Origin of the sequence: Flavihumibacter cheonanensis (genome assembly GCF_022352215.1) — a bacterium.
In the GTDB taxonomy this organism is placed as follows: Bacteria; Bacteroidota; Bacteroidia; order Chitinophagales; family Chitinophagaceae; genus Flavihumibacter; species Flavihumibacter cheonanensis.
The window spans coordinates 2,065,486-2,087,642 of record NZ_JAKRWF010000001.1 but is presented as its reverse complement, the minus strand read 5'-3'; the positions used below and the strand labels follow the sequence as shown (position 1 = coordinate 2,087,642).

The window sequence follows — 22,157 nt, the reverse complement described above, 5'->3', positions numbered from 1 at the left end:
TTCAATGGGTTCTGCCTGGTTGTACTTAAAAAACCATACCGAAGCTACTTAGAAAAGGCCTTCAGGCTGACAGGTAGTACAGCAATTCTGCCAAATTTGCTGATTCTGGTGCTAAATAGCGCCATGGCACCCGATTTGAGCAGGGGCTTCCTGAAACCAATGTAAATAATCAATATGCAAAAAGGTAATATCAGGGTACAAACGGAGAACATTTTCCCCATTATCAAGAAGTTTTTATATAGTGAACATGATATTTTTTTGCGGGAGTTGATCAGTAACGCAGTGGATGCCACCCAGAAATTAAAGACTTTGTCGTCTATTGGGGAAGCCAAGGGGGAATTGGGCGATCTGTCTGTTTCAGTGGCAATTGATAAGGATGCAAGGTCCCTAACCATTTCTGACAAGGGGGTAGGTATGACTGCCGAGGAAGTGGATAAATACATCAACCAGGTGGCATTTTCCGGTGCCGAAGAGTTTTTGAATAAATACAAGGGCCAGAATGAAAACAATATCATCGGGCATTTTGGGCTTGGCTTTTACTCCTCCTTCATGGTAAGTGACAAAGTCGAAATCCTCACGAAAAGTTTTAAAGAGGCTCCGGCGGTTCGATGGGAGTGTGATGGAAGTCCGGAGTATCAACTGGAAGAAGCTGCAAAAGAGGCAAGAGGTACAGACATCATTTTACACATCAATGAAGAAAGCCAGGAATTTCTGGAAGCAGACAGGATTAAAACTGTTTTAAAAAGATTCTGTCGTTTCCTGCCTGTTCCGATATTCTTTGAAGGGGAACAGATTAATAATCCGGTTCCGGCCTGGACCAGGAAGCCTTCTGAATTGACTACGGAGGATTATCAGTCCTTTTATAAGGAATTGTATCCCTTCAATGAGCCTCCCTTATTCTGGATCCATCTGAATGTGGATTATCCATTTAACCTCACCGGAATTCTTTATTTCCCGAAAATCAAGCAGAGTTATGAGATTCAGAAAGATAAAATTCAGCTCTACAGTAACCAGGTATTCGTTACGGATGAAGTTAAAGATATCGTACCGGAATTTCTGATGCTGCTGCAGGGAGTGATTGACAGTCCGGATATCCCATTAAACGTTAGCCGGAGTTATTTGCAGGGTGATCCCAATGTAAAGAAGATCAACAACCATATTACAAAAAAAGTAGCCGACAAGCTTGAGGAAATTTTCAAAACAGATCGGGCGGAATTTGAATCCAAATGGGAGAGCCTGGGATTGTTTGTGAAATATGGTATGATGACAGATGATAAGTTCCTGGAAAAGGCGGAGAAATTTCATATCATGCAGGATGCCCGTGAGTCTAAATTTTATACGCTTGAGGAATATAAAACTGCGGCTGCAACACTTCAGAAAAATAAAGAGGGGAAACTGGTGATATTATATGCAACTGACCCTGTGCAGCAGGATGCCTATATAAAAGCGGCTACTGATAAGGGGTATCTTGTTGTGAAACTGGAAACCATTGTGGATGCTGCCTTTATCAATCAGATGGAAATGAAATGGAGTGATGTACAGTTTACCCGGGTAGATGCTGACATTACCGATAACCTGATTGATAAACAGGAAGACAGTTCAACGGTATTAAGCAAAGAGCAGGAAGAACGTTTAAAGAAATTATTTGAGCAGCAGCCATCTGGTTTACATCTGACAGTAGAGGTGAAAGGACTGAGTCCGGAAACTGCACCAGTTCTGGCAACCCGACCTGAGTTTATGCGCAGGATGAAGGATATGTCTTCGATTAGCGGACCGATGGGAAGCTTCTACGCCAACATGCCGGATGAAGTAACACTAACTGTAAATGGTAACCACCCGATATACCAACAAATTCTTTCAGTAGGAGATGAACAGAAACAGGAAAAGCTAACAAGGAATCTGGCAGACCTGGCGCTGCTTTCACAGGGCTTGTTGAAAGGCAGCAACCTGACATCCTTTATTGAGCGAAGTGTGGATTTGATGAAACAATAAAATTCTAATCATTCCCTGCAGCCCGGACATCCATAATCCGGAGCTGCAGGTGTTTGGATCCGTTCCATTCATTTTCATCCAGGGTGAATACGATATCGACTGGCTGCTCATGTTGTAACAAAGAAAATTTATCAGCCATTCCGAAGCCGATACCATTAAAGAGGATATTATCCTGAACAACACAGAATTTAATGTGCTGGTCCTTAACAATTTTGGACCAGCCATTATCTTTTACAGCCCTTGCTATAAAAATGGGTCGGCTGTTATCCGGACCGAAGGGCTCCATCTGCCTGAGAATATTATAAAAAGCGGGTTTGAGATCTGCAAGTCGAACTTCTGCATCGATCACAATTTCCGGAACCAATTGTTCTTCCAGGATGGTAGCTGAAACGATAGCTTCAAATTTTTCCCGAAAAGCCGGTACTTGTTCGGGCAATAAGGTCATTCCAGCAGCCGCAAAATGACCGCCATATCCTATCAGGTGTTCTCTGCAGGCATGAATGGCCTCATACAGATTGAAGCCCGAAACAGATCGAGCGCTGCCAGCTACTATATCTCCACTTTGTGTTAGAACAATGGTAGGTCGGTAATAGCGGTCAATCAACCTGGACGCAACAATTCCTACAACGCCTTTGTGCCAGTGTGGTTGATATACGACAGTGGACTTTCTGGAAGCCTGCTCACTGTCTTTTTCAATCATATCAAGCGCCTCAACGGTTATGGAGAGATCTGCTTCCTTACGATCATCATTATGCGAATGCAGGAGTTCGGCCAGGCCGGCTGATTTAACCGGGTCTTTTTCAATAAAGAGTTGAACAGCGATGCTGGCATCATCCATTCTTCCCGCTGCATTCACACGGGGAGCAATCACAAATATGAGGTTGTTGATAGTCAGTTGCTGGTGTTCCAGTTTGGATAACTGAATAAGGGCTTTGATGCCAGGGGAGGGGTGTTCGTTGACACGCTTTAATCCGAAGTAGGCAAGCACTCTGTTCTCTCCCGTTATGGGAACAATATCTGCAGCGATAGCGGTAACTACCAGGTCCAGGTACCTCAAATAATATTCATCCGGCATCTGCATGTGATTGCAGAGTGCTGTTATCAGTTTGAAACCTACGCCGCAACCACACAATTCTTTGTAAGGATACGGGCAATCGCTTTGTTTGGGATTCAGGATGGCAATTGCCGGGGGCAGTTCTGCATCCGGCATATGGTGATCGCAAACGATGAAATCAATTCCTTTTTCTTTCGCATAGCGGATCAGCTCCACTGATTTAATACCGCAATCCAGGGATATGATAAGCGTAACACCATTTTCAAAAGCGATATCAATCCCTTTTTTTGACACACCATAACCTTCTTTATACCGGTGGGGGATATAATAATCAACTTTATCAGTTTCGTAATTATCGAGGAGAAACTGGTAAAGACAGGCAACCGCGGTAGTCCCATCCACATCATAATCTCCGAAAACCATTATTTTTTCCCTGGCCTGCAAGGCTGAAACGATCCGGTCTACTGCTTTTTGCATATCCTTCATCAGGAAAGGATCATGGAGCGAGGAGAGTTCCGGCCGGAAATAAGATTTGGCATCCTGGAAAGTCCGGATACCTCTTTGTACCAGGATTTTGCACAGGGCAGGATGAATGCCCAGTTTTTCCTGCAGGGATTTTACCTCCCTGTTGGGAGCTTCCAGTAGTTTCCATCTTTTTTCCATTCAACTCAATATTTTCGGTCGGTAGTAAACCGGACCAGTTCCTCTAATGCCAATCTGGAATCCGTTTCTGGGAATTCATGTAAGATGGATAAAGCCTCATCTCTGTATTGTATCATTTTGTCGGTGGCATAGCGGATGCCGCCTGTGTGAACCACAAAATCAATGACCTGTTTAACCTGGTCTGGATCTTTGTGGTCATTTTTAATGATATTGACCAAACGGCGCCGGGTTGCTTTATCCGCATGGTTAAGAGAATATATAAGAGGTAAGGTAAGTTTTTTTTCTTTGATATCGTTTCCGGTGGGTTTGCCGATGTCTTCGGATCCGTAGTCAAAAAGGTCATCCTTGATTTGGAACGCGATGCCAACCTTTTCCCCGAAGTCTTTCAGCATAGCAGCCTGTTTTTCATCGTTTTGTGCAGAAAAAGCGCCGGCGGCACAGGAAGATGCAAGGAGGGAAGCGGTTTTATTACTAATTATGTCAAAATAAATGCCTTCATCAAGGTTGAGGCTCCGGCTTTTCTCGATTTGGAGAAGTTCCCCCTCGCTCATTCTCCGGACAGCGTCTGAAAGCAGCTGAAGAATGCGGAAGTCGTTGTTATCCAATGATAAAAGAAGTCCTTTTGCGAGGAGATAATCACCAATCAAGACAGATACCTTGGCTTTCCAGAGTGCGTAGGTGGAGAAAAAGCCTCTTCTTTCCATGGATTCATCCACCACATCATCATGAACCAGCGTTGCGGTGTGCAGCAATTCCACAAGGGAAGCTGCCCGGTAGGTTGAATCTGTGATATTGCCACATAACCTGGCAGATAACAGAACAAACATAGGCCTGAGCTGCTTCCCTTTCCTTTTTACAATAAAACTGGTAATCCGGTCGAGCATGGGAACCTGGCTTTTGACTGCTTCCTGAAACCTTTTTTCAAAGATCTTCAGCTCTTCGGCTATGATAGTCTGTGCTAGTTTCATGAATTTAAATACCGCGGCAAATTACGGTAATGCTGTCCAAATTCGAGCAAAACAGTTCTTTTGTAATATGTCTTTCAATTGATTCTGTGGATATTAAAGCAGGTTTATATGAGTATTTTATTTGGTATTTTGCGCTCAATTGATATTTTTGTGCTTAGTTTGGAATACTGTATCCTGTCAATTCATTAACCATTATTTATAAAATTCTATTATGGCAATCAAAAAATACACAGCACTCATAGGGTTACTGTGTTTATTGGCATCTGGCTCGTATGCGCAGATTGGTACGAGTTATGATGTACAAGACTCCTCGCTGATAACCAGAAAAAGACTGCCGCAGCACAATGAGTTCATGAACAATGCCTATCCATTCCCTGCCAAACCCCGCAACCAGTGGGAAGTTGGTATCAAAGGTGGATTGTTTAATATTTTCGGAGACGTTCCCACTGTTTTTCCAACTTTCGGAGGTGGTATCCACGTTCGTAAAGCATTAGGTTACATGTTTTCACTTAGAACTGAATTCATGTATGGTGTTGGTAAAGGTTTGAACTGGAAGCAGAGAGGTTCTGGGATAAATAGAGCCTGGCGTGAAGAGGGATATGGTGTAGCACCTTTCGGAACCGTATTCGACAATTATCGCACGGTTATGAAAGATCTAAACCTTCAGGCAATTATTTCATTCAATAACATTCGTTTTCACCAGGCTAAGTCGAATTGGAATGCCTATGGGATAGTTGGTTTAGGTGCCAGCTGGTATAAAACAAATATCAATGCACTGAATGATGGAGGTAATCTATATAATTTTAGCACGATAACCGTTCAAAGTGTTTACAAAGAAAGAAAAGAAACAAAGAATCAGCTGAAAGATTTGCTGGACGACAGTTATGAAACTCCTGCAGAAACGGATGGTGATGCCCGTCCAAAACTTGGAGGTAATACTTTACTGGGTAATTTCCACTTCGGCGCTGGTCTTGCTTTCCGTGTAAGTCCACGTGTAAATATTGCCATTGAAGATCGTTTTACAGTTACCAAAAATGACCTGTTGGATGGTCAGCGTTGGCAGGCTGTAAGAACCGGAAATCCAGCTTCTCCATATGGGTCTGTTCTTACTCCTGACTACGATACTTATAATTACTTCACCGTAGGTGCCAACTTTAACCTTGGCGGAAAATCCACAGAACCCCTGTACTGGATGAACCCCCTGGATTATGCGTACAACGAGCTGAATGCGCCTAAGCATATGAAGCTTCCCAAGCCAATTCTGGACGATGCTGATGGTGACGGTGTAACTGATCAGTTTGACCTTGAGCCCAATACTCCGGCTAACGCCCCGGTTGACAGCCATGGTGTAAGCAAGGATACAGACGGCGATGGTGTACCTGATTTCAAGGACAAAGAACTCATCACTCCAACCCAGTGTCAGCCTGTTGATGCGGATGGTATTGGTAAATGTCCTGAGCCTGCATGCTGTAAGGAACTTAGAGAGGGTGGATTTATCGGTGGTACTCAAAACCAGTGTAATATTGGTGACCTGCCGAGCATCTCCTTCACCGGTCGTACTGTTTCACTTAACAATGATTCAAAAGCGGTACTGGCAAGCGTTGCTGAGAAAATCCGTACCAACCCGAACTGTCGTATCGCGGTTATTGGTTATGGTGAGTCCAGCAAATCTGCTCAGCAGTTAAGTTGGGATCGTGTAAACGCTGTAATCAACTACCTGGTTGAACAAGAAGGTATCAGCGCAGACCGCTTTATCTTCAAGTACGGTGAAGGCGGTGGCGACCCGAATACGGTTGACCTGCGTGATGGCACAGCTGAAGAGGGTCCAAATGCAGTACCTGCACCACACCCGAACCTGCGCAGAAGAAACTAATAATGGTTAAGAATACTATAAAAGAACCCCGCTAATGCGGGGTTTTTTTATATTTGAGCAAATGTGTTAACTTTGCCAGCCTTTATGAGATCAATCCTTTTTGTTTGCATGATAGCTCTGTTGAGCACCGGCTGCTCCAAGTTTGCTAAAGTGCAGAAAAGTACCGACTATGATTATAAGCTGCGAATGGCCGATCAGTATTTCGCCAAAAAGAAGTACATGTATGCTCAGCAGTTATATGAAGAACTATTCCCATTGTTAAAAGGTGGAGATAAGTTTGAGGCGGTCTACTATAATTTCGCGTATTGTGCTTACTATATGCGGGATTATATGAATGCGGAAAATCTCTTTAAAGGCTTTGTGGAGGTTTTCCCTACCAGTAAACGGGCCGAGGAGATGGAATATATGAGGGCTTATACCTATTATAAACAATCTCCGAAGGTAGAACTGGATCAAACCAATACTATAAAAGCTATTGGATTGATGCAGGCTTTTATCAATACGCATCCTGGATCAGAAAAGAATAAAGAGGCTACAGCTATTATTGATGAAGGCAGGGCAAAACTGGAACTAAAGGAATTTAAATCGGCTGAACTGTATTTCAATCTTCGTCAGTATAAAGCGGCGGCTATTGCTTTTACAAATCTGATGGAGAATTACCCGGATTCGGATAAAAGTGATGCTTATAAACTGGAAGTGATCCGTTCTTATTTTGAATATGCCGTTCTGAGTATTGATGAGAAGAAAGAAGAACGATTCAATAAAGTGATTGAGCAGTGTAACGAATTCGCAGATCGGTTTCCGGAAAGTGCATTAAAAGCGGAGGTTAGTAACTTCCTGAGTATATCGCAAAATAATATTAAAGCAATAAAAAATGAGCAAGTTAAGACGTCAGCTTAGTTCCAATACCAGTAATGTAGCGGAAGCTAAAAATCTGCTGGAAATCAAAGGTAGAACTGGTAATCTCTATGAGTCAATTGCCGTTATTGCCAAAAGAGCCAACCAGATTAATATTGCCCTGAAAGAAGAGTTGCATAACAAACTGGAAGAGTTTGCAACGCATACAGACAGCCTGGAAGAAATCCATGAAAACAAGGAGCAGATTGAAATATCCAGGGCTTATGAAAGAATGCCGAATCCTGCATTGCTGGCTACCCAGGAATTCATGGAAGAAAAAGTGTATTACCGCAAAAATGAGGATAAACTTTTCAGTTGATTCTTATCCATATATTTGTTAAAGCGACGGCGGGGCTGTCGCTTTTTTTTTAATTTTATCACATGTTGCAAGGAAAAAAGATCCTGCTGGGTATTACCGGTAGCATTGCCGCTTATAAATCCATATCCCTGGTGCGTTTGCTGATAAAACAGGGCGCAACCGTCAAAGTGGTAATTACTCCTGCTGCCCGTGATTTTGTTCCGGTACTTACTCTTTCCACACTTTCCAAACAGGAAGTCATAAGTGATCTTTTTGATGAAGCAACCTGGGCAAATCATGTCATGCTTGGCCGCTGGGCAGACCTGTTTGTAATTGCTCCTTTATCCTGTAATACCCTGGCTAAGATGGCTCATGGTCATTGCGATAATATGCTGCTGGCCACCTACCTTTCTGCTACCTGTCCGGTATGGTTAGCTCCTGCCATGGATGAAGACATGTGGCACCATCCCTCTACTAAGAAAAATTTGGATATACTTACTTCTTTTGGGAACCATATAATCCCGGTTCGCGCTGGTGAATTGGCCAGTGGTTTAACTGGTGAAGGGCGTATGGCGGAACCCGAGGAAATCCTTGAGATGATCACCCATCATTTCAATACGAAAAAAAGTTTAGCCGGAAAGAAAGTCCTGGTAACAGCCGGACCAACCTATGAACCAATTGATCCGGTCCGATTTATTGGCAATCATTCCACTGGTAAAATGGGTGTTGCCTTGGCAAAAGAACTGGCGGCAAGAGGTGCACAGGTTGAACTGGTTGCAGGCCCGGGTGTGCAGGATCCTGCCAATAAAGGTATCCAACTGCACCGCGTTACTACAGCCCAGGAAATGTATACTGTCTGTATTGAGCACTTTCCTGCTATGGATTTAGCTATCATGTCTGCAGCCGTGGCTGATTACACGCCTGAAACTGTAGCATCCGAAAAAATCAAAAAATCAGATGGCGGGATGGAACTCAGGTTAACCAAAACAAAGGATATTCTAAAGGAACTGGGGCTCCGGAAAAAACAACACCAGGTGCTGGTTGGATTTGCGCTTGAAACCAACAATGAAAAAGCCAATGCACTTCAGAAGTTGCAATCCAAGAATGCTGACCTCATCGTTCTGAATTCCCTGCAGGATGCTGGGGCAGGTTTCGGATATGACACGAATAAAATCACCGTTTTTGATAGAGCCGGAGAAGAATTCAGTTACCCCGTAAAATCCAAATCGGAGGTGGCTGCGGATATTGTTGACCTGATTCAGAAAAAGTTTTATGAGTAGAAGATCGCTTATAGTTGTTTGTTTGTTCTTCCTTTCTTATTACAGTCAGGCACAGGAACTGCAGGCCAAAGTTGTGGTTCTGTCTAATGAAGTGGGTTCAAGAGTGGACAGAAAAGTTTTCAATACCCTGCAGAATGCGCTCACTAATTTTCTGAACAACCGGAAATGGACAAAGGATACCTACCAGACAAATGAAAAAATTAAATGCAACTTTTTAATTACGGTTAAGACCGCCCTTGATGGTAATATCTACCAGGCAACGCTTACTGTACAGGCTGCCCGACCGGTTTATAATTCCGCTTATGAAACGCCGCTGATCAATTTCATGGATGAGAATCTCTTATTCCGTTATGTCGAGTTTCAGCAACTTGAATTCAATGAAAACAGGGTGAGCGGGAATGATCCACTGGTATCTAATCTGACTGCCGTCCTCGCATTTTATGTGAACATTATCCTGGGTATGGACGGTGATTCCTTTTCATTAAAAGGGGGCGAACCTTACTTCATAAAAGCGCAGAATATTGTAAACAACTCTCCTGATAGCCGGGATATTTTGGGCTGGAAAGCATTTGACGGACAACGAAACCGGTACTGGTTGATGGAAAACCTGACCAGTGCACGTTATAATCTCATTCATGACGCCATTTACGGTTATTTCAGACTTGGACTGGATCAATTCTATGACAAGGAAGCAGAGGCCCGTAAAGCCGTTTTAAATGCCTTGCAACAATTTAATACGGTCAATAGCGAAATCCCGAATTCCATGGTGCTTCCTTTTTTCTTTCAGGGCAGAACCGGGGAACTGAGCAAGATGTTTAAAAAGTCGCCACCTGATGAAAAAGCAGCTGCGCTGGATCTGTTAAGCAGGCTGGATATAACAAACGCAAATACTTATAAACAGGAACTCCGCTAATGAGAAGTGTTTCATGCATACTGATGTTTACCCTTCTTGGATTACTTTCCTGCTCAGAAGAGCCGGATGGGAAACCTGCTTTAAGCCAAATGGAGATGGTGCCCCTGGTTTATCAGTTGATGCTCGTTGATGAAATCAGTCTCGATTATCAGAACCGGGATTCTACCCGACGAATGGATTCAATCCGGTCAAGAAAATACGACCAGGTTTTTGATCTCAACCAGGTCGACTATAAAACGTTTAAAGAAAGTTATGATTATTATCTTGCCCGTCCGGATCAGTTAAAACTGATTTTTGATTCGGTTGAAGCGTATGGTAACCGGGATCGTTTGGCAAGGATGATTCCTTCGGCCTCCCAGCCTGTTACCAAACCGAAACTATTGAACCGGGATAAGAAACCGGAATAAAACGATTGCTGTATGAATAAAACAATGTCCCATGCGGATGAAGCCATCCGGGATATCCAGGACGGGGCTACCCTTATGTTAGGTGGCTTTGGTCTTTGCGGAATACCTGAAGCTTCCATTGCTGCCCTTGTGAGAAAAGGAGTAAAAAATCTTACCTGTATTTCGAATAATGCCGGGGTTGACGATTTCGGCCTGGGACTTTTACTCAAAACCCGGCAGATAAAAAAAATGATCAGTTCTTATGTAGGAGAAAATGCTGAATTTGAAAGGCAGCTTTTGCAAGGGGAACTGGAGGTTGACCTCGTGCCTCAGGGCACCCTGGCAACCAGAATCCAGATGGCTGGTATGGGGATTCCTGCTTTTTTTACACCAGCTGGTGTTGGAACTGAAATCGCAGCAGGAAAGGAGATCCGTGAATTCAATGGAAAGCAGTACCTGATGGAGTTAGCCCTGTCTGCTGACTTTGCACTGATTAAAGCCTGGAAAGGCGACCGCTATGGAAACCTGGTGTTTAGAAAAACAACGCGCAACTTCTCTACTTCCATGGCCAGGGCTGGCAAAATTACGATCGCAGAAGTGGAACAACTGGTAGAACCTGGTGAATTGGATCCCGACCAGGTACATGTTCCCGGAATTTATATTCATCGCATTTTTCAGGCTGATTCATACGAAAAGCGAATTGAAAGACGTACAGTGCAACTAACCAAGTAAAAGAAGTAGTCAGGATGTTTACCAGTAAAAACGAATTGGTGGAATCAATGGGAGTGGACCCAGAGATTGCTGCATTTTTTGTAGACAGGAAAGTACCCGCCAGTAATGCCTATTGGAAAGGCAGATACCTCTATGTAGCTAGGGGAACTGGCTACTTATTCATACCCCTGTTTTTTGATCTTCAGTTAAAAGCAGGTGTACCAAGGACTGTTCTTTTGAATGAGGACTATGTGCAGACCATGGAGCAAATCCTGCATATTGCCGCTCAATATGAGTTTGGCGAAAAGGATTTCACAACCAATATTCAGGAGATTGAACGGTTGGTTGAACCCAAACTATTGAATCATTCTTTTTTTGAAGAGCTGAAGGCCTATTTCAGTCAGCAAAATTTAGTTCGTAAAGGTCGTATTGGTACTGAGAATCCCGCCCTTAACAGGGGGGATGCATTTCTGTATTTACTAGCAACCATACAAATTCCAGAACCCGTTTTAGCGGTTGTTCTGGATAGCTGGTACAATTTGGTTCCCAGTTTTTTATTATTGGATGACATAATGGATTTTCAGGAAGACCGCCAAAACCAGGAGGAAAACTCACTCTCATTTTATGGGTACCATGCGGATGGAATTAGAAAAGCAATTGCAGCAGCGAAACAAAATTTTCAGGAACTAAAGAAACTGAATCCGACGCTATGCGAATTTTTCGAAAAAACACTTGATAAGAAAATTCAGACACCCTATTTCCAACATATCTTAAATCATTGATATGGCCTTAGACAAATTTGGTATTGCAAAAAGGATATCCCAGGAATTGCAGGATGGGATGTACGTGAATTTAGGAATTGGTATCCCAACACTAGTTGCGAATTATATTCCGGCTGGTATGCATATCTTTTTGCAAAGCGAAAATGGTATGCTTGGCATGGGGCCCTATCCAAAGGAAGAAGAGATAGATGCGGACCTCATCAATGCTGGAAAAGAAACGGTTACCATATTACCTGGCGGCGTGTTTTTTGACAGTTCAGAAAGTTTTGGAATGATCCGCGCAGGGAAAGTGGATCTGACTGTTTTGGGGGCAATGGAAGTGAGTGATACTGGTGATATTGCCAACTGGAAAATTCCTGGTAAAATGGTAAAGGGAATGGGAGGCGCAATGGATCTGGTGGCGAGTGCAAGAAATATTATTGTTGCCATGATGCACACCAACCCTAAAGGAGAATCAAAATTATTGCCTGCCTGTACACTCCCGTTAACCGGGGTGGGTTGTGTTAAAAAAGTCGTGACAGAGCTTGCTGTATTGGATGTGACACCCGCCGGATTTAGGTTATTGGAAAGAGCACCTGGTGTTTCGGTGGAAGAAATTGTTCAGAAAACTGCAGGTCGGTTGGTGGTAGAAGGGGAAATCCCTGAAATGCGACTGGACTGATTGGACTCAATCAATCAGATTGTTTTTAACCGCGTAGAAAACGAGTCCGGCTGTATTTTTAGTGCCGAACTTTTCCATCAGGCGGTCTTTAATGGCTTCAACTGTACGTGGACTCACTTCCATTTTCTGAGCAATTTCCGATGCAGTGAATTCCATGCAGATATATTTGATAACATCCCGCTCTCTATCTGTAAGTGTTATCTCACTGCTCAGGCTGGGAATTACTTTTTGTTTGGCGTGTGATTTTTTTAGAAGGATGCGGTTGACGAAGTTATTCAGGTAATACCCCTTCTCAAATACTTCCATGATAGCTCTCCGGATTTCTGAGGGATCCGCACTTTTTAATAAATACCCATTAGCGCCGATTTCCATTAAATGACTCACAAATCGCTCATCCTCGAACATGGTGAGTACAACGATATGAATGTTGGGGTAGGTTTTAGCGATGTGTTTGGTTGTTTCGATTCCATCCTTTACCGGCATTCTGAGGTCCATCAAAATGACATCAGGGGCTGATTCAGCCAGTCCTTCAATCAATTCGTTACCGTTCTCGGCCTCCTGTACAAATTTGATATTGGTGAAGGGGCGAAGGGAAAGTATAACTCCTTTCCTGAAAATCTTATGGTCGTCAGCAATGGCTACTTTGATCACTCTCATAGGAATCTTGCACTATTCGCGAGTAGTAAAAATAAGCATTCCTCACTGATTATCCTCTCTGTTTAGCTCAATGGTAACCTTGTAATAGGTTTGGGATGCATCTTTTTCAAAGAATATCCTGCCGTGCAGCACTTTAAGGCGACTTTGGATGTTTTTTAATCCCAGTCCAGCTGCGCTTTTATTCATCCGTTCAAAGTCTGCCTGGGTGATGCCCTTTCCATCATGGTGCATCCGTATATAGAATTTATTCCCATTGGTATTTTGGGTCAGATGGATAAAACTGGCGTTGCTGTGTTTGAGAATATTATTGATCAATTCCTGGATCACCCTGAATACAATCAGTTCATTATCAGTTTGCAGGCGTTCTTTGTAATCATGAAAACGGCAGCTGGCATTGATGATTCCGGAGCTGCTGATCTTCTGAAACTGATCATTCACGGCGGATTCAAGCCCAAAGTTTTTCAGGGTAGGGGGCATCAGGCTATGAGAGATATTCCGGATCAGCTGGATGGTATCGTCAATGATTTGTTTGGCATTGTAGATACTCTGGAGCTGGGTCGTTTTGTCCAGGTTTACCAGGTTTTCATTCAGGTAAAGTCGGGCTGTGGCAAGGAGTGGTCCGGCATCGTCATGCAGGTCGGCAGCTATGCGTTGGCGTTCTTCTTCCTGCAGGCGGATGGAGGCATTCAGTAACATTTTCTGTTGTTCCTGTTCCATTTTTTGCAGGGTCATCTGGTATCGGATAACCTTTCGCTGGTGGAAAATGATGAAAACGATGAGTCCGATTGTTAATGCGAGCATCCCAATAGTGCCAAAAAAGAGCACTAGGGACACATTTGCACCTGAGGTATTTACCTGTAAAAGCAACATTTAGGGGGTAGGGTTAGCTGGTTGTTTTATTCTATTTTGTTTAAATAATAATCATCAACATTCGAAATTTGTTGATTCTCAGGTTTTAAGATAAACGATATTGAAAAGAAAATATTTTTCAGGATGAAGCAAATCATATTTATTATCCAAAATGATTTTTTATCGCTATCTGAAAGGTTCTCATATTGTAGAAATAGGAAAAAGGTTCCAGAGAAATAAATCATTATGCCCACAACAACCCAAAAGCTTGGTTTACTGTAAATAAAATCAATATCTGGGTTTTGAATTGATTCAAATAAGTAAACAATTGATTCGATTATCAAAATAATTGAACTAACAGCAATCAGAATAGTATCAACAGATTTGAAACTCTTGAAATTGTTTTCAAAGAAGTTATAAGCTGCAATTACAAAAAATATAACTGCGGTTATCAATAGAAATTTTTTTATTCTACTTTCTTTTAGAAATAAAAATAAATAAATGAATAGTAGTAGAAATTCAATGATTGTAAAAACATATAATAAAAAGTTGGAATCTATCCCAATTTTTGAGAGTATATGTTTTTCAGTCAAAATATCATTAGTAAGCGAGTATAAAATGTATGAGAATATAATAATAGAATTAGTATTCCTATTTCGATTTAAGAATATAAGGAATATTATAATTGTTATTATATATGTTATATATGTTATGTCTAATAAAAAAAACACAAAAGCATTGTTATATCAAATATAACAATGCTTTTGTTTAAAATTCAATCTTCAATTACTTGAACGTAGAATTTAAGACCACCAGTCCAGTCCTGTAGAAGTTTCAGTCGTTTTTACATTTCCCCAATTTTTTCTATCAGCAACAATTGCAGGGTATTTCGCAATATTTCCTGAAGGGTCGATAACAGTTATCTTATCTATAATATTACCTGTTGAGTCAATTCCTACTGAAACTAATGTTTTGTTACCATTTTCGTCCAAAGCATGATAAAATCTAATTCCAGAGCAATCTGGTTGATTAAGAATCTTTTGAATGATATCCTTCCCGCAAAAAAGCCATGGATTCTCATTGGGGAAAGCATCCTGGAAGTCCTTAACCATTTTGGCACCCAGCTCAGGACCGATGTCTTCTCCTACAGCTGCCAGGGAGGTGTTCAAAATTTCATTTTGCATCATAGTAGTAAGTTTTTAGTGAAGGGTTGGTTTAAGCCGTAATAACCTTTAAAAAAAAACTAGTGGCAATGGGGTGTTTCTTGCCCGATTTGTTATAAATTGGCTAAAATTCAAGCTGGTAGTAGGTTTACGAAAAATAAATTAGTTAAAATACTATTAAAAAAAGAGTAAAAATACTATACTTTTATAGTAAAAACCACAATTAAGTCATAGTTAATATACTAAGATAATTTACTTAAAATTGAGGATTTTAGAGAAGTGTATATTTATATGTTAAAAAAAATATACATGTATTATTTTAAATTAAAATTGAAATTCTTACTTGAGAATTCATATTAGAGAAATAAAATGTCGTAAAAAAAGAAAGTGTAATTACGTTTAATTAAAATAATTTGAGTGAAAGTACGATAATAACATTTGGATCGTTATTAGACTACTTTAACGAAATCCACAAACTCCCTAAAAACCATGAGTTCCGAGTTAAGCATAAAGGTTAGTATAGCAGATGACCATAAAATATTTCGGGATGGTATAAAGATGGCCCTGAAGAATAAAGAATACCTCAAAATTTTATGGGAGGCTGAAGATGGAAAAGATCTGATGCATAAGATGCAGCTAAAAAAGCCGGACGTGCTTTTAATGGATATTCGGATGCCTGAAATTGATGGAGTCAATGCCATTAATCTGTTGAGAAAAGAATATGATGACGTGAGAATCATTGTTCTCACAATGTATGATGATCAGGAAATGATTTCCAAAATGATGGAAATGGGGGCAAATGCCTATTTAACAAAAACAACTGATCCCGAGGAAATTTATCAGGCTATTTTGACCTGCATGAATGACGATTTCTATTTTAATGATTTGGTAAATAAGGCTGTATTATCAAAACTTCAGACCAAGAAGGCCGTAAAACAATTTTACCCTAATCCTGTAAAATTCTCAGAAAAAGAGGTTCGTATTCTTAAGCTGTTAGCTGAAGATAAGACTACAGAAGAAATATCAAAGGAAGTTTTTTTAAGTCCACGCACAATAGAAACCATTCGTCAAAATATGAAATCAAAGGTTGGTGCCAAAACAATCGCAGGCTTAATCATGTATGGAATGCGGAATAAAATTATTGATTAGTCCGAAGTTTTTTTATACTAATTTTTGTTCCCGAATTGATTTTTGATTCTATGGAAAAATCAGCATTTAAAATGGAAGCTCTGCGTTGCATGTTTTTTAGTCCTTGGTGAGAGCCTAACTTATTTTTTTCGATGAACTCATTGTTGTCTAGATTAAAGCCTTTTCCATTATCAGATATTTCAAAAATAAATTCGAAGTCATCAGTTTGTTTAAAATTAATATTTATGGAGTTTGCCTGGCCATGTATTATTGAGTTCCTTGTTCCTTCCTGGAAAATTCTATATAAAATTATTTGATCTTCTGTATTGATGTTGTTATTTTCAATGTTACTTTCAATTAAAATTGTTATATTTTTTATTTTCATTATCCTATAACATTCGATTTCTAAGCTTCGAATTATTCCAAGATCTTTAACCTGCTGTGAGCTGAGGCTATTTGATAAATTCGATAATTCATTTATTGCATTCGTAATAAGGTCCTTTGAAACATTTATCTTGTCGATCTTAATTTCGTTATTTAAATCGTTTAGGTTTAGTTTTGCTAAAGTCAGAATTTGATTAACATTATCATGTAATTCTTTAGATATTTTTTCAATAGTTTCTTCTTGAACATCAATTCTTGTCTTTAGTATTTCTTTCTCTTTTTCTAAATTTCTCAATTGTAATTGTGTATTAAATTCAATGTTTTTTTTATTATACAATGTAATTATATAATTTATGAATAAGATGAAAGGTAGGATCGTAAGTACTGAACTTAATATTGTCCAGAATAGGACTTCAGAAATTTTTTCTTGCATAAAAATGCTTTAATAAAAAAAAAGTACATTGTTACATTAAGTATAATAAATGTCGAATGAAATGTGCTTGAAATTTCAGAAAAAACTTCTATGGACTCGAATTTTATAATTAATACTTCAGAAAGATAATAAGGAATAGATCCTGTAAAGCATATACAAATGCCCATAATTATCCAATAATGGGGTGTATTCTTTAAATCTAGTTTTTCATTATTCCTAAATAACCATATAAAGTATTTACCTGAACAAAGGGTTATATATAGGTTGCTAAATAAATATATTAGGGTTGTAGGATTTTGAAAAAAGTAATTGGATATCATAAATGAAGTAAAACAAATTCCAATTTGAGTAACAATTTGTTTCTTGTTACCCATTATTGTTGATATGTAATTTGGAATAAGTAGAATTTCACTACATCCAGCAAAATACATTAATGCATATATGTAGGAATGAGAAGCATAAATTAAGTTTGCATGTGTTAATAAACACATGAGTATCGCACTAATAATGCAATACGGCAAAATATAACGTTTTTCCTTTTCACTTACATTTTTAGAAAATAGAAAACATATTATTGTTCCTGATGTTATTATAATTGTTTGAAAAATGTATAATGGTAGAAGTGGCGTCATATCCATCCTTTAAGCACCAAATTAACTTGTAAATCGGATAATCAAGAGGGTGTTTTCACCCTTTTTAACTGTCGGGTTTTTGAAAAGACCATTTTAACGCCCGATTAAAATAAAATTTGGAAATATACTATTTCAGAAGAGATCCGGAATGCCGTCAAAAAAATTACTGATTGTGTCAATTTTTATCTCTGCAACCCCTCCGAATAATTTTGTAAATCTACCTCCAACCCCATTACATCTACCAATCTCCCAATCACTTTTTCCACAATGGCATCCGGGCAGGAGGCACCACTTGTCAGCAGCACCTTAACAGGAGTTACAGAGCCCAGGAACCCTGCAATTTCTGATTCCGTTTTTGTATGAATATTGAAGCTCCGGATGAGAGATTCATCCAGAATATTTGAATCATCCTTGATAAAATAGGTGGGCAGTTTAGTTTCCAATATTTCAACCAGGTGAGTTGTATTGGAAGAGTTATATCCTCCCACTACAATCGCCAGATCAGCTTCTGTATCCAGCATACCTTTTACGGCAGTCTGATTATCATTGGTAGCATAACATAAAGTATCCCTGGTGTCTGCAAAACGATCCTGAACCGTTTCAGCGTTTAATCCAAACTGTTGGATCATTACTTCCTTCAGGTATTCGGCAATTGCCTGGGTGTCGGTGGCCAATTGAGTAGTCTGGTTGATGACACCAAATCGTTCCAGGTCTTTTTCAATATTGAAACCTTCCGAATACCGGCCTTTGAATTCCTCATAAAACTGATCTGCCGGTTTCTCATTTTTTATGTAAGCAGCCAATTGTATTGCCTCTTCCATATCATTAACAATCACAGCAGGAGCATTTGCCGCAGCATGTGAAAAAGTGGCCCTGGTTTCTTCGTGTTTGGGTTTACCGTGTATTACTATACTATATCCTTTTTTTGCTATCTGCTCCCCGCGATTCCAAACCTTTTCCACAAATGGACAGGTAGTATTGTATTTGTCAGTAGGAATTCCCTTTTCCTGCAACATGCGCTCAATGTCACGCGTTGTTCCAAATGCCGGAATTAATACCACATCCTCACGGGTTATGGTGTCAAAAGGAATTAATTGCCGTCCATAAGTATCCTGCAGAAACTGCACACCCGCTTCCTGCAGGTCCTGGTTAACCTGTGGATTATGAATCATTTCACTCAGCAGAAATATCCTCTTGCCAGGATTTTCATGCACCGTCCGAAAAGCAATTTCAATAGCATTCTCTACACCATAACAGAACCCAAAGTGCCGGGCCAGGTAAACATGCAGCTTGCCAAAATCCAACAGGGTAGGACTGAAATCTTTTTTCAGCCTGTCTTCCTGTTTTCTTTTTTGCTTAATTGCAGTTATCAACGGACTACGGTATTCTGCTGGAACCTCAAATTGCTTCATAGTGCAAATGTACTTAGTTTGATGAGCACGCCGCTAAAGGCATTTTTATCTTATTTTCACTAATAACCTCAGAAATCAACAACGGTTCAGTCAGGTATTTATTTATTAGAAAAAAGTTTCAAATGTCGAGATTGCCTTTTACGCCTTTTAGCTGGTCGAGAAACAGTAATGTTTATGAAGTGAATCTGCGTCAATATTCGCCTGAGGGTAATTTTGCAGGTTTTGCCAAAGCATTGCCCAGACTGAAAGATATGGGGGTAGAAGTGTTGTGGTTCATGCCTATTACACCTATCGCTCTAAAAGAACGAAAAGGAACCCTTGGTAGCTATTACGCCAGCAGCGATTTTTATTCTACCAATCCGGAATATGGAACCCTTGAAGATTTTAAGGCCCTGGTAGAAGAAGCCCATCAATACGGATTTAAAGTGATCATCGATTGGGTGGCCAATCATACCGGTTGGGACCATACCTGGACTGTTTCCAATCCGGAATACTATAAAAAAAATGCTGCCGGACATTTTTTTGATTCCAATGGCTGGGATGATGTGATCGACCTCGATTATTCCAACTCAGCCATGCGCTCCGCCATGATAAAGGCCATGCGCTTCTGGGTGCAGCAATGTAACATTGATGGTTTTCGTTGTGATATGGCGATGCTTGTTCCACTGGATTTCTGGGTGGAAGCAAGAACCATACTCGATAGAGAAAAGCCATTGTTTTGGCTGGCTGAATGTGAAGAACCTCATTATCACGAGGCTTTTGATGTTACCTATACCTGGGAATGGATGCATAAAACCAGTGATTTCATCAAGGGGCACACCGATATCAATGGCCTGGAAAATCAATTGTGGAAATACAATCATCAATTTCCAGCAGGGGCCATGCGACTTTATTTTACCAGTAATCACGATGAAAATAGCTGGAATGGTACTGAGTTCGAAAAATATGGTCCTGCTCACCAGGCACTGGCAGTATTCAGTGCCACCTGGAATGGCATGCCTCTTATATACAGCGGACAGGAATTGCCCAATAAAAAAAGACTCAAATTTTTCGACCGGGACCCTATTGAATGGACAGAACAACCCGAATACCATGAGTTTTACCGCAAACTGCTCAGGCTAAGAAAGGAATACAATTGCCTTCAGGCCGGATCTCAGGACAACTATACATTCAGGGTGAAAACAAGTGCCAATCAACATATTTTCGCCTTTCTGCGTACCTCGGAAAATGACCAGGTACTGGTTATGCTTAATCTATCTCCACATGACAATGTAGGCTTTGGGTTTCAGGATGCAGCTGTTGATGGCTCCTATGAAGATGTATTCGACGGAGGTAATTTTGTTTTTCACCCGGGATACCGCTATTTCCAGCTAGATGCCTGGGGTTACAAAGTTTTCGCCTTAAAACGTTAAGTAAAAAAAAGGGCGATCCAACCAGGATCGCCCGAATTAATTACCTTCTCCTTTTTTCCTTTCCTCCATTCCTCCTTCTTCCATTCCTCACTCCACTATCTTCATCGGATACCGGAACACGCCCTCATAACCAGGATACATTCCATCCAGCGTTACCGAATTACCCGCTTTTTCCAATTCTGCCCGGAACTGATCAATACTGCTCACTTCCTTTCCATTTACTTTCAGGATAACAAAACCAGCTTCCATCCGGGTCTTGCTAAAGGCGCCACTTTCGGAAATGCTTTTCACAATCACGCCACCACGAACTCCCATTTCCTTGGCCAGTTTCGCATCGATATTACCAAACTCAGCACCCAGTTTATCCAGTACACTTACTTTTACTATCTCAGTGGTTCCACTGCTGTTACGCAGGGTTACTTCCTTGATCATTTCTTTGCCATCGCGAACAAAACCAATTTTCACCCTGTCGCCAGGACGATATGTCGCAATCTGTCCTACCATTTCAGCACCAGATGTTACAGGAGCATTATTGATGCGGGTGATGATGTCCCCTTTTTTAATGCCGGATGCAGCAGCTGCTCCATCCTTCGTTACATCCAGTACATATACTCCATTACCACTGGTGATGCCTTCCTGCTTTTTCACTTCCTCGCTCAGGTTATCCGGTGCATAGTTAATACCCAAATAAGCTCTCTGAACGGTTCCGAATTTCATCAGGTCAGCTACAATTTTCTTTACCATGTTTACCGGAATCGTAAAAGAATAACCTGCATAGGATCCGGTAGGGGAGGCGATGGCTGAGTTAATACCAATCAGGTGACCGGCAGTATTTACCAGCGGACCACCACTGTTTCCAGGGTTCACTGCAGCATCTGTCTGAATAAAGGATTCTATTGGCGTATTACTCTGCCGGCGGTTGATTTCCAGCGTACGACTTTTCGCACTTACAATACCTGCAGTTACTGTGGTCTGAAGGTTCAACGGATAACCGATAGCCAGTACCCATTGTCCCACTTTTACATCGTCTGAATTTCCATACAGCAGGAAGGGCAGATTTTTAGCATCTATTTTCAGCACCGCCAGATCACTGCTTGGGTCCGCACCCACCAGCCGAGCTTTGTAGGTCTTCTTGTCACTCATGGTTACCGTAATTTCATCGGCACCGTCAATTACGTGGTTATTGGTAACAATATACCCGTCATCACTGATGATGGCTCCTGAACCAGATGCCATTTGCGGCATACTGCGAGGGGTCATTCCCTCATCCCAGTCAAACCCGAAAAGATCAAACAGGGGACTTCTCCTGGGCAGGTTATTACTCGCCGTTCGGGTAGCTTTGGTCTTGATGTGCACCGTAGCTGGAGTTGCTGCCTCTGCCGCCTGGCTGAAATCGGTGGGGGAATTGTTTACGCCATCAAAAAATCCGGCATAATTTGAGGGGATACGATTACTATCGGAGCTGTTATAAACCACTCTCTCCACACCTACATACTTGTTGTAGGCCCACATACTTCCTACCGATGTAACCGCGCTGATCAGGATTACGGGTACAATTTGCTGTAGTTTCATATGATTCTTCCTTTTTTTCTTTTTGTTCGTCAAAGCA

Annotated in this window: 21 protein-coding genes; 12 read left to right on the top strand and 9 right to left on the bottom strand. The window is 40.9% G+C overall.

The window, feature by feature from the left end; translation table 11 throughout:
- The first annotated feature begins 174 nt into the window (after nt 1-174).
- The gene (htpG, locus tag MD536_RS09270) at nt 175-1,992 is read left to right on the top strand and encodes a molecular chaperone HtpG (protein ID WP_239598148.1); all 1,818 of its coding nucleotides are present in this window, start codon (nt 175-177) and stop codon (nt 1,990-1,992) included.
- A 4-nt stretch (nt 1,993-1,996) separates the two neighbouring features.
- On the opposite strand, the gene recJ is transcribed toward htpG, so the two are convergent.
- Nucleotides 1,997-3,709 (bottom strand): single-stranded-DNA-specific exonuclease RecJ, encoded by a 1,713-nt coding sequence (gene recJ, locus MD536_RS09265; RefSeq protein WP_239598140.1) that lies wholly within the window; start codon nt 3,707-3,709, stop codon nt 1,997-1,999.
- Nucleotides 3,710-3,714: 5 nt separating this feature from the next.
- Nucleotides 3,715-4,677, bottom strand: a complete 963-nt coding sequence (locus MD536_RS09260; RefSeq protein ID WP_239598138.1) for a polyprenyl synthetase family protein — start codon at nt 4,675-4,677, stop codon at nt 3,715-3,717.
- Between the two features lie 211 nt (nt 4,678-4,888).
- Here MD536_RS09260 and MD536_RS09255 point away from each other — a divergent pair, with 211 nt between their 5' ends.
- From MD536_RS09255 to MD536_RS09215, 9 genes are all read left to right on the top strand, one after another.
- Nucleotides 4,889-6,550: an OmpA family protein gene (locus MD536_RS09255; RefSeq protein ID WP_239598136.1), complete on the top strand. Its 1,662-nt coding sequence runs from the start codon at nt 4,889-4,891 to the stop codon at nt 6,548-6,550.
- Between the two features lie 84 nt (nt 6,551-6,634).
- The gene (locus MD536_RS09250) at nt 6,635-7,450 is read left to right on the top strand and encodes an outer membrane protein assembly factor BamD (RefSeq protein WP_239598133.1); all 816 of its coding nucleotides are present in this window, start codon (nt 6,635-6,637) and stop codon (nt 7,448-7,450) included.
- Nucleotides 7,425-7,766, top strand: coding sequence for a DNA-directed RNA polymerase subunit omega (locus MD536_RS09245; protein ID WP_234864556.1), 342 nt, complete (start codon nt 7,425-7,427; stop codon nt 7,764-7,766). Before MD536_RS09250 ends, MD536_RS09245 begins: the two co-directional genes overlap by 26 nt.
- 62 nt (nt 7,767-7,828) lie before the next feature.
- Nucleotides 7,829-9,025, top strand: coding sequence for a bifunctional phosphopantothenoylcysteine decarboxylase/phosphopantothenate--cysteine ligase CoaBC (gene coaBC, locus MD536_RS09240; protein ID WP_239598131.1), 1,197 nt, complete (start codon nt 7,829-7,831; stop codon nt 9,023-9,025).
- Nucleotides 9,018-9,938, top strand: a complete 921-nt coding sequence (gene porD, locus MD536_RS09235) for a type IX secretion system protein PorD (RefSeq protein WP_239598129.1) — start codon at nt 9,018-9,020, stop codon at nt 9,936-9,938. The genes coaBC and porD overlap by 8 nt, the downstream gene beginning before the upstream one ends.
- Nucleotides 9,938-10,345, top strand: coding sequence for a DUF4296 domain-containing protein (locus MD536_RS09230; RefSeq protein WP_239598127.1), 408 nt, complete (start codon nt 9,938-9,940; stop codon nt 10,343-10,345). Before porD ends, MD536_RS09230 begins: the two co-directional genes overlap by 1 nt.
- A gap of 12 nt (nt 10,346-10,357) precedes the next feature.
- Nucleotides 10,358-11,056, top strand: coding sequence for a CoA transferase subunit A (locus MD536_RS09225; RefSeq protein WP_239598120.1), 699 nt, complete (start codon nt 10,358-10,360; stop codon nt 11,054-11,056).
- 14 nt (nt 11,057-11,070) lie between these two features.
- Entirely contained in the window at nt 11,071-11,817 is a 747-nt protein-coding gene (locus MD536_RS09220; RefSeq protein WP_239598119.1) for a hypothetical protein, read from the top strand.
- A gap of 1 nt (nt 11,818) precedes the next feature.
- Nucleotides 11,819-12,478 (top strand): 3-oxoacid CoA-transferase subunit B, encoded by a 660-nt coding sequence (locus tag MD536_RS09215; protein WP_239598111.1) that lies wholly within the window; start codon nt 11,819-11,821, stop codon nt 12,476-12,478.
- A 6-nt stretch (nt 12,479-12,484) separates the two neighbouring features.
- Here MD536_RS09215 and MD536_RS09210 read toward each other — a convergent pair whose 3' ends face one another.
- The 4 genes from MD536_RS09210 to MD536_RS09195 form a co-directional block, all read right to left on the bottom strand.
- Entirely contained in the window at nt 12,485-13,135 is a 651-nt protein-coding gene (locus tag MD536_RS09210) for a response regulator transcription factor (RefSeq protein WP_239598110.1), read from the bottom strand.
- 42 nt (nt 13,136-13,177) lie between these two features.
- Complete coding sequence (locus MD536_RS09205; RefSeq protein WP_234864548.1) at nt 13,178-14,005, bottom strand: sensor histidine kinase; 828 nt, start codon at nt 14,003-14,005, stop codon at nt 13,178-13,180.
- Between the two features lie 26 nt (nt 14,006-14,031).
- Nucleotides 14,032-14,577: a hypothetical protein gene (locus MD536_RS09200; protein ID WP_239598108.1), complete on the bottom strand. Its 546-nt coding sequence runs from the start codon at nt 14,575-14,577 to the stop codon at nt 14,032-14,034.
- A 210-nt stretch (nt 14,578-14,787) separates the two neighbouring features.
- On the bottom strand, nt 14,788-15,171 hold the full coding sequence (locus MD536_RS09195; protein ID WP_239598107.1) for a hypothetical protein: 384 nt from the start codon (nt 15,169-15,171) through the stop codon (nt 14,788-14,790).
- 465 nt (nt 15,172-15,636) lie between these two features.
- Here MD536_RS09195 and MD536_RS09190 point away from each other — a divergent pair, with 465 nt between their 5' ends.
- Complete coding sequence (locus tag MD536_RS09190; RefSeq protein ID WP_234864545.1) at nt 15,637-16,296, top strand: response regulator transcription factor; 660 nt, start codon at nt 15,637-15,639, stop codon at nt 16,294-16,296.
- On the opposite strand, the gene MD536_RS09185 is transcribed toward MD536_RS09190, so the two are convergent.
- A complete protein-coding gene (locus MD536_RS09185; protein WP_239598105.1) occupies nt 16,286-17,092 on the bottom strand; it encodes a sensor histidine kinase in 807 nt (268 codons plus the stop codon). The genes MD536_RS09190 and MD536_RS09185 overlap by 11 nt on opposite strands.
- Before the next feature lie 814 nt (nt 17,093-17,906).
- Nucleotides 17,907-19,136: a 4-hydroxy-3-methylbut-2-enyl diphosphate reductase gene (locus MD536_RS09180; protein WP_239598103.1), complete on the bottom strand. Its 1,230-nt coding sequence runs from the start codon at nt 19,134-19,136 to the stop codon at nt 17,907-17,909.
- Nucleotides 19,137-19,258: 122 nt separating this feature from the next.
- Here MD536_RS09180 and MD536_RS09175 point away from each other — a divergent pair, with 122 nt between their 5' ends.
- Complete coding sequence (locus tag MD536_RS09175) at nt 19,259-20,548, top strand: alpha-amylase family glycosyl hydrolase (RefSeq protein WP_239598101.1); 1,290 nt, start codon at nt 19,259-19,261, stop codon at nt 20,546-20,548.
- A gap of 87 nt (nt 20,549-20,635) precedes the next feature.
- On the opposite strand, the gene MD536_RS09170 is transcribed toward MD536_RS09175, so the two are convergent.
- Nucleotides 20,636-22,120: a trypsin-like peptidase domain-containing protein gene (locus MD536_RS09170; RefSeq protein ID WP_239598099.1), complete on the bottom strand. Its 1,485-nt coding sequence runs from the start codon at nt 22,118-22,120 to the stop codon at nt 20,636-20,638.
- Nucleotides 22,121-22,157: the final 37 nt, after the last annotated feature.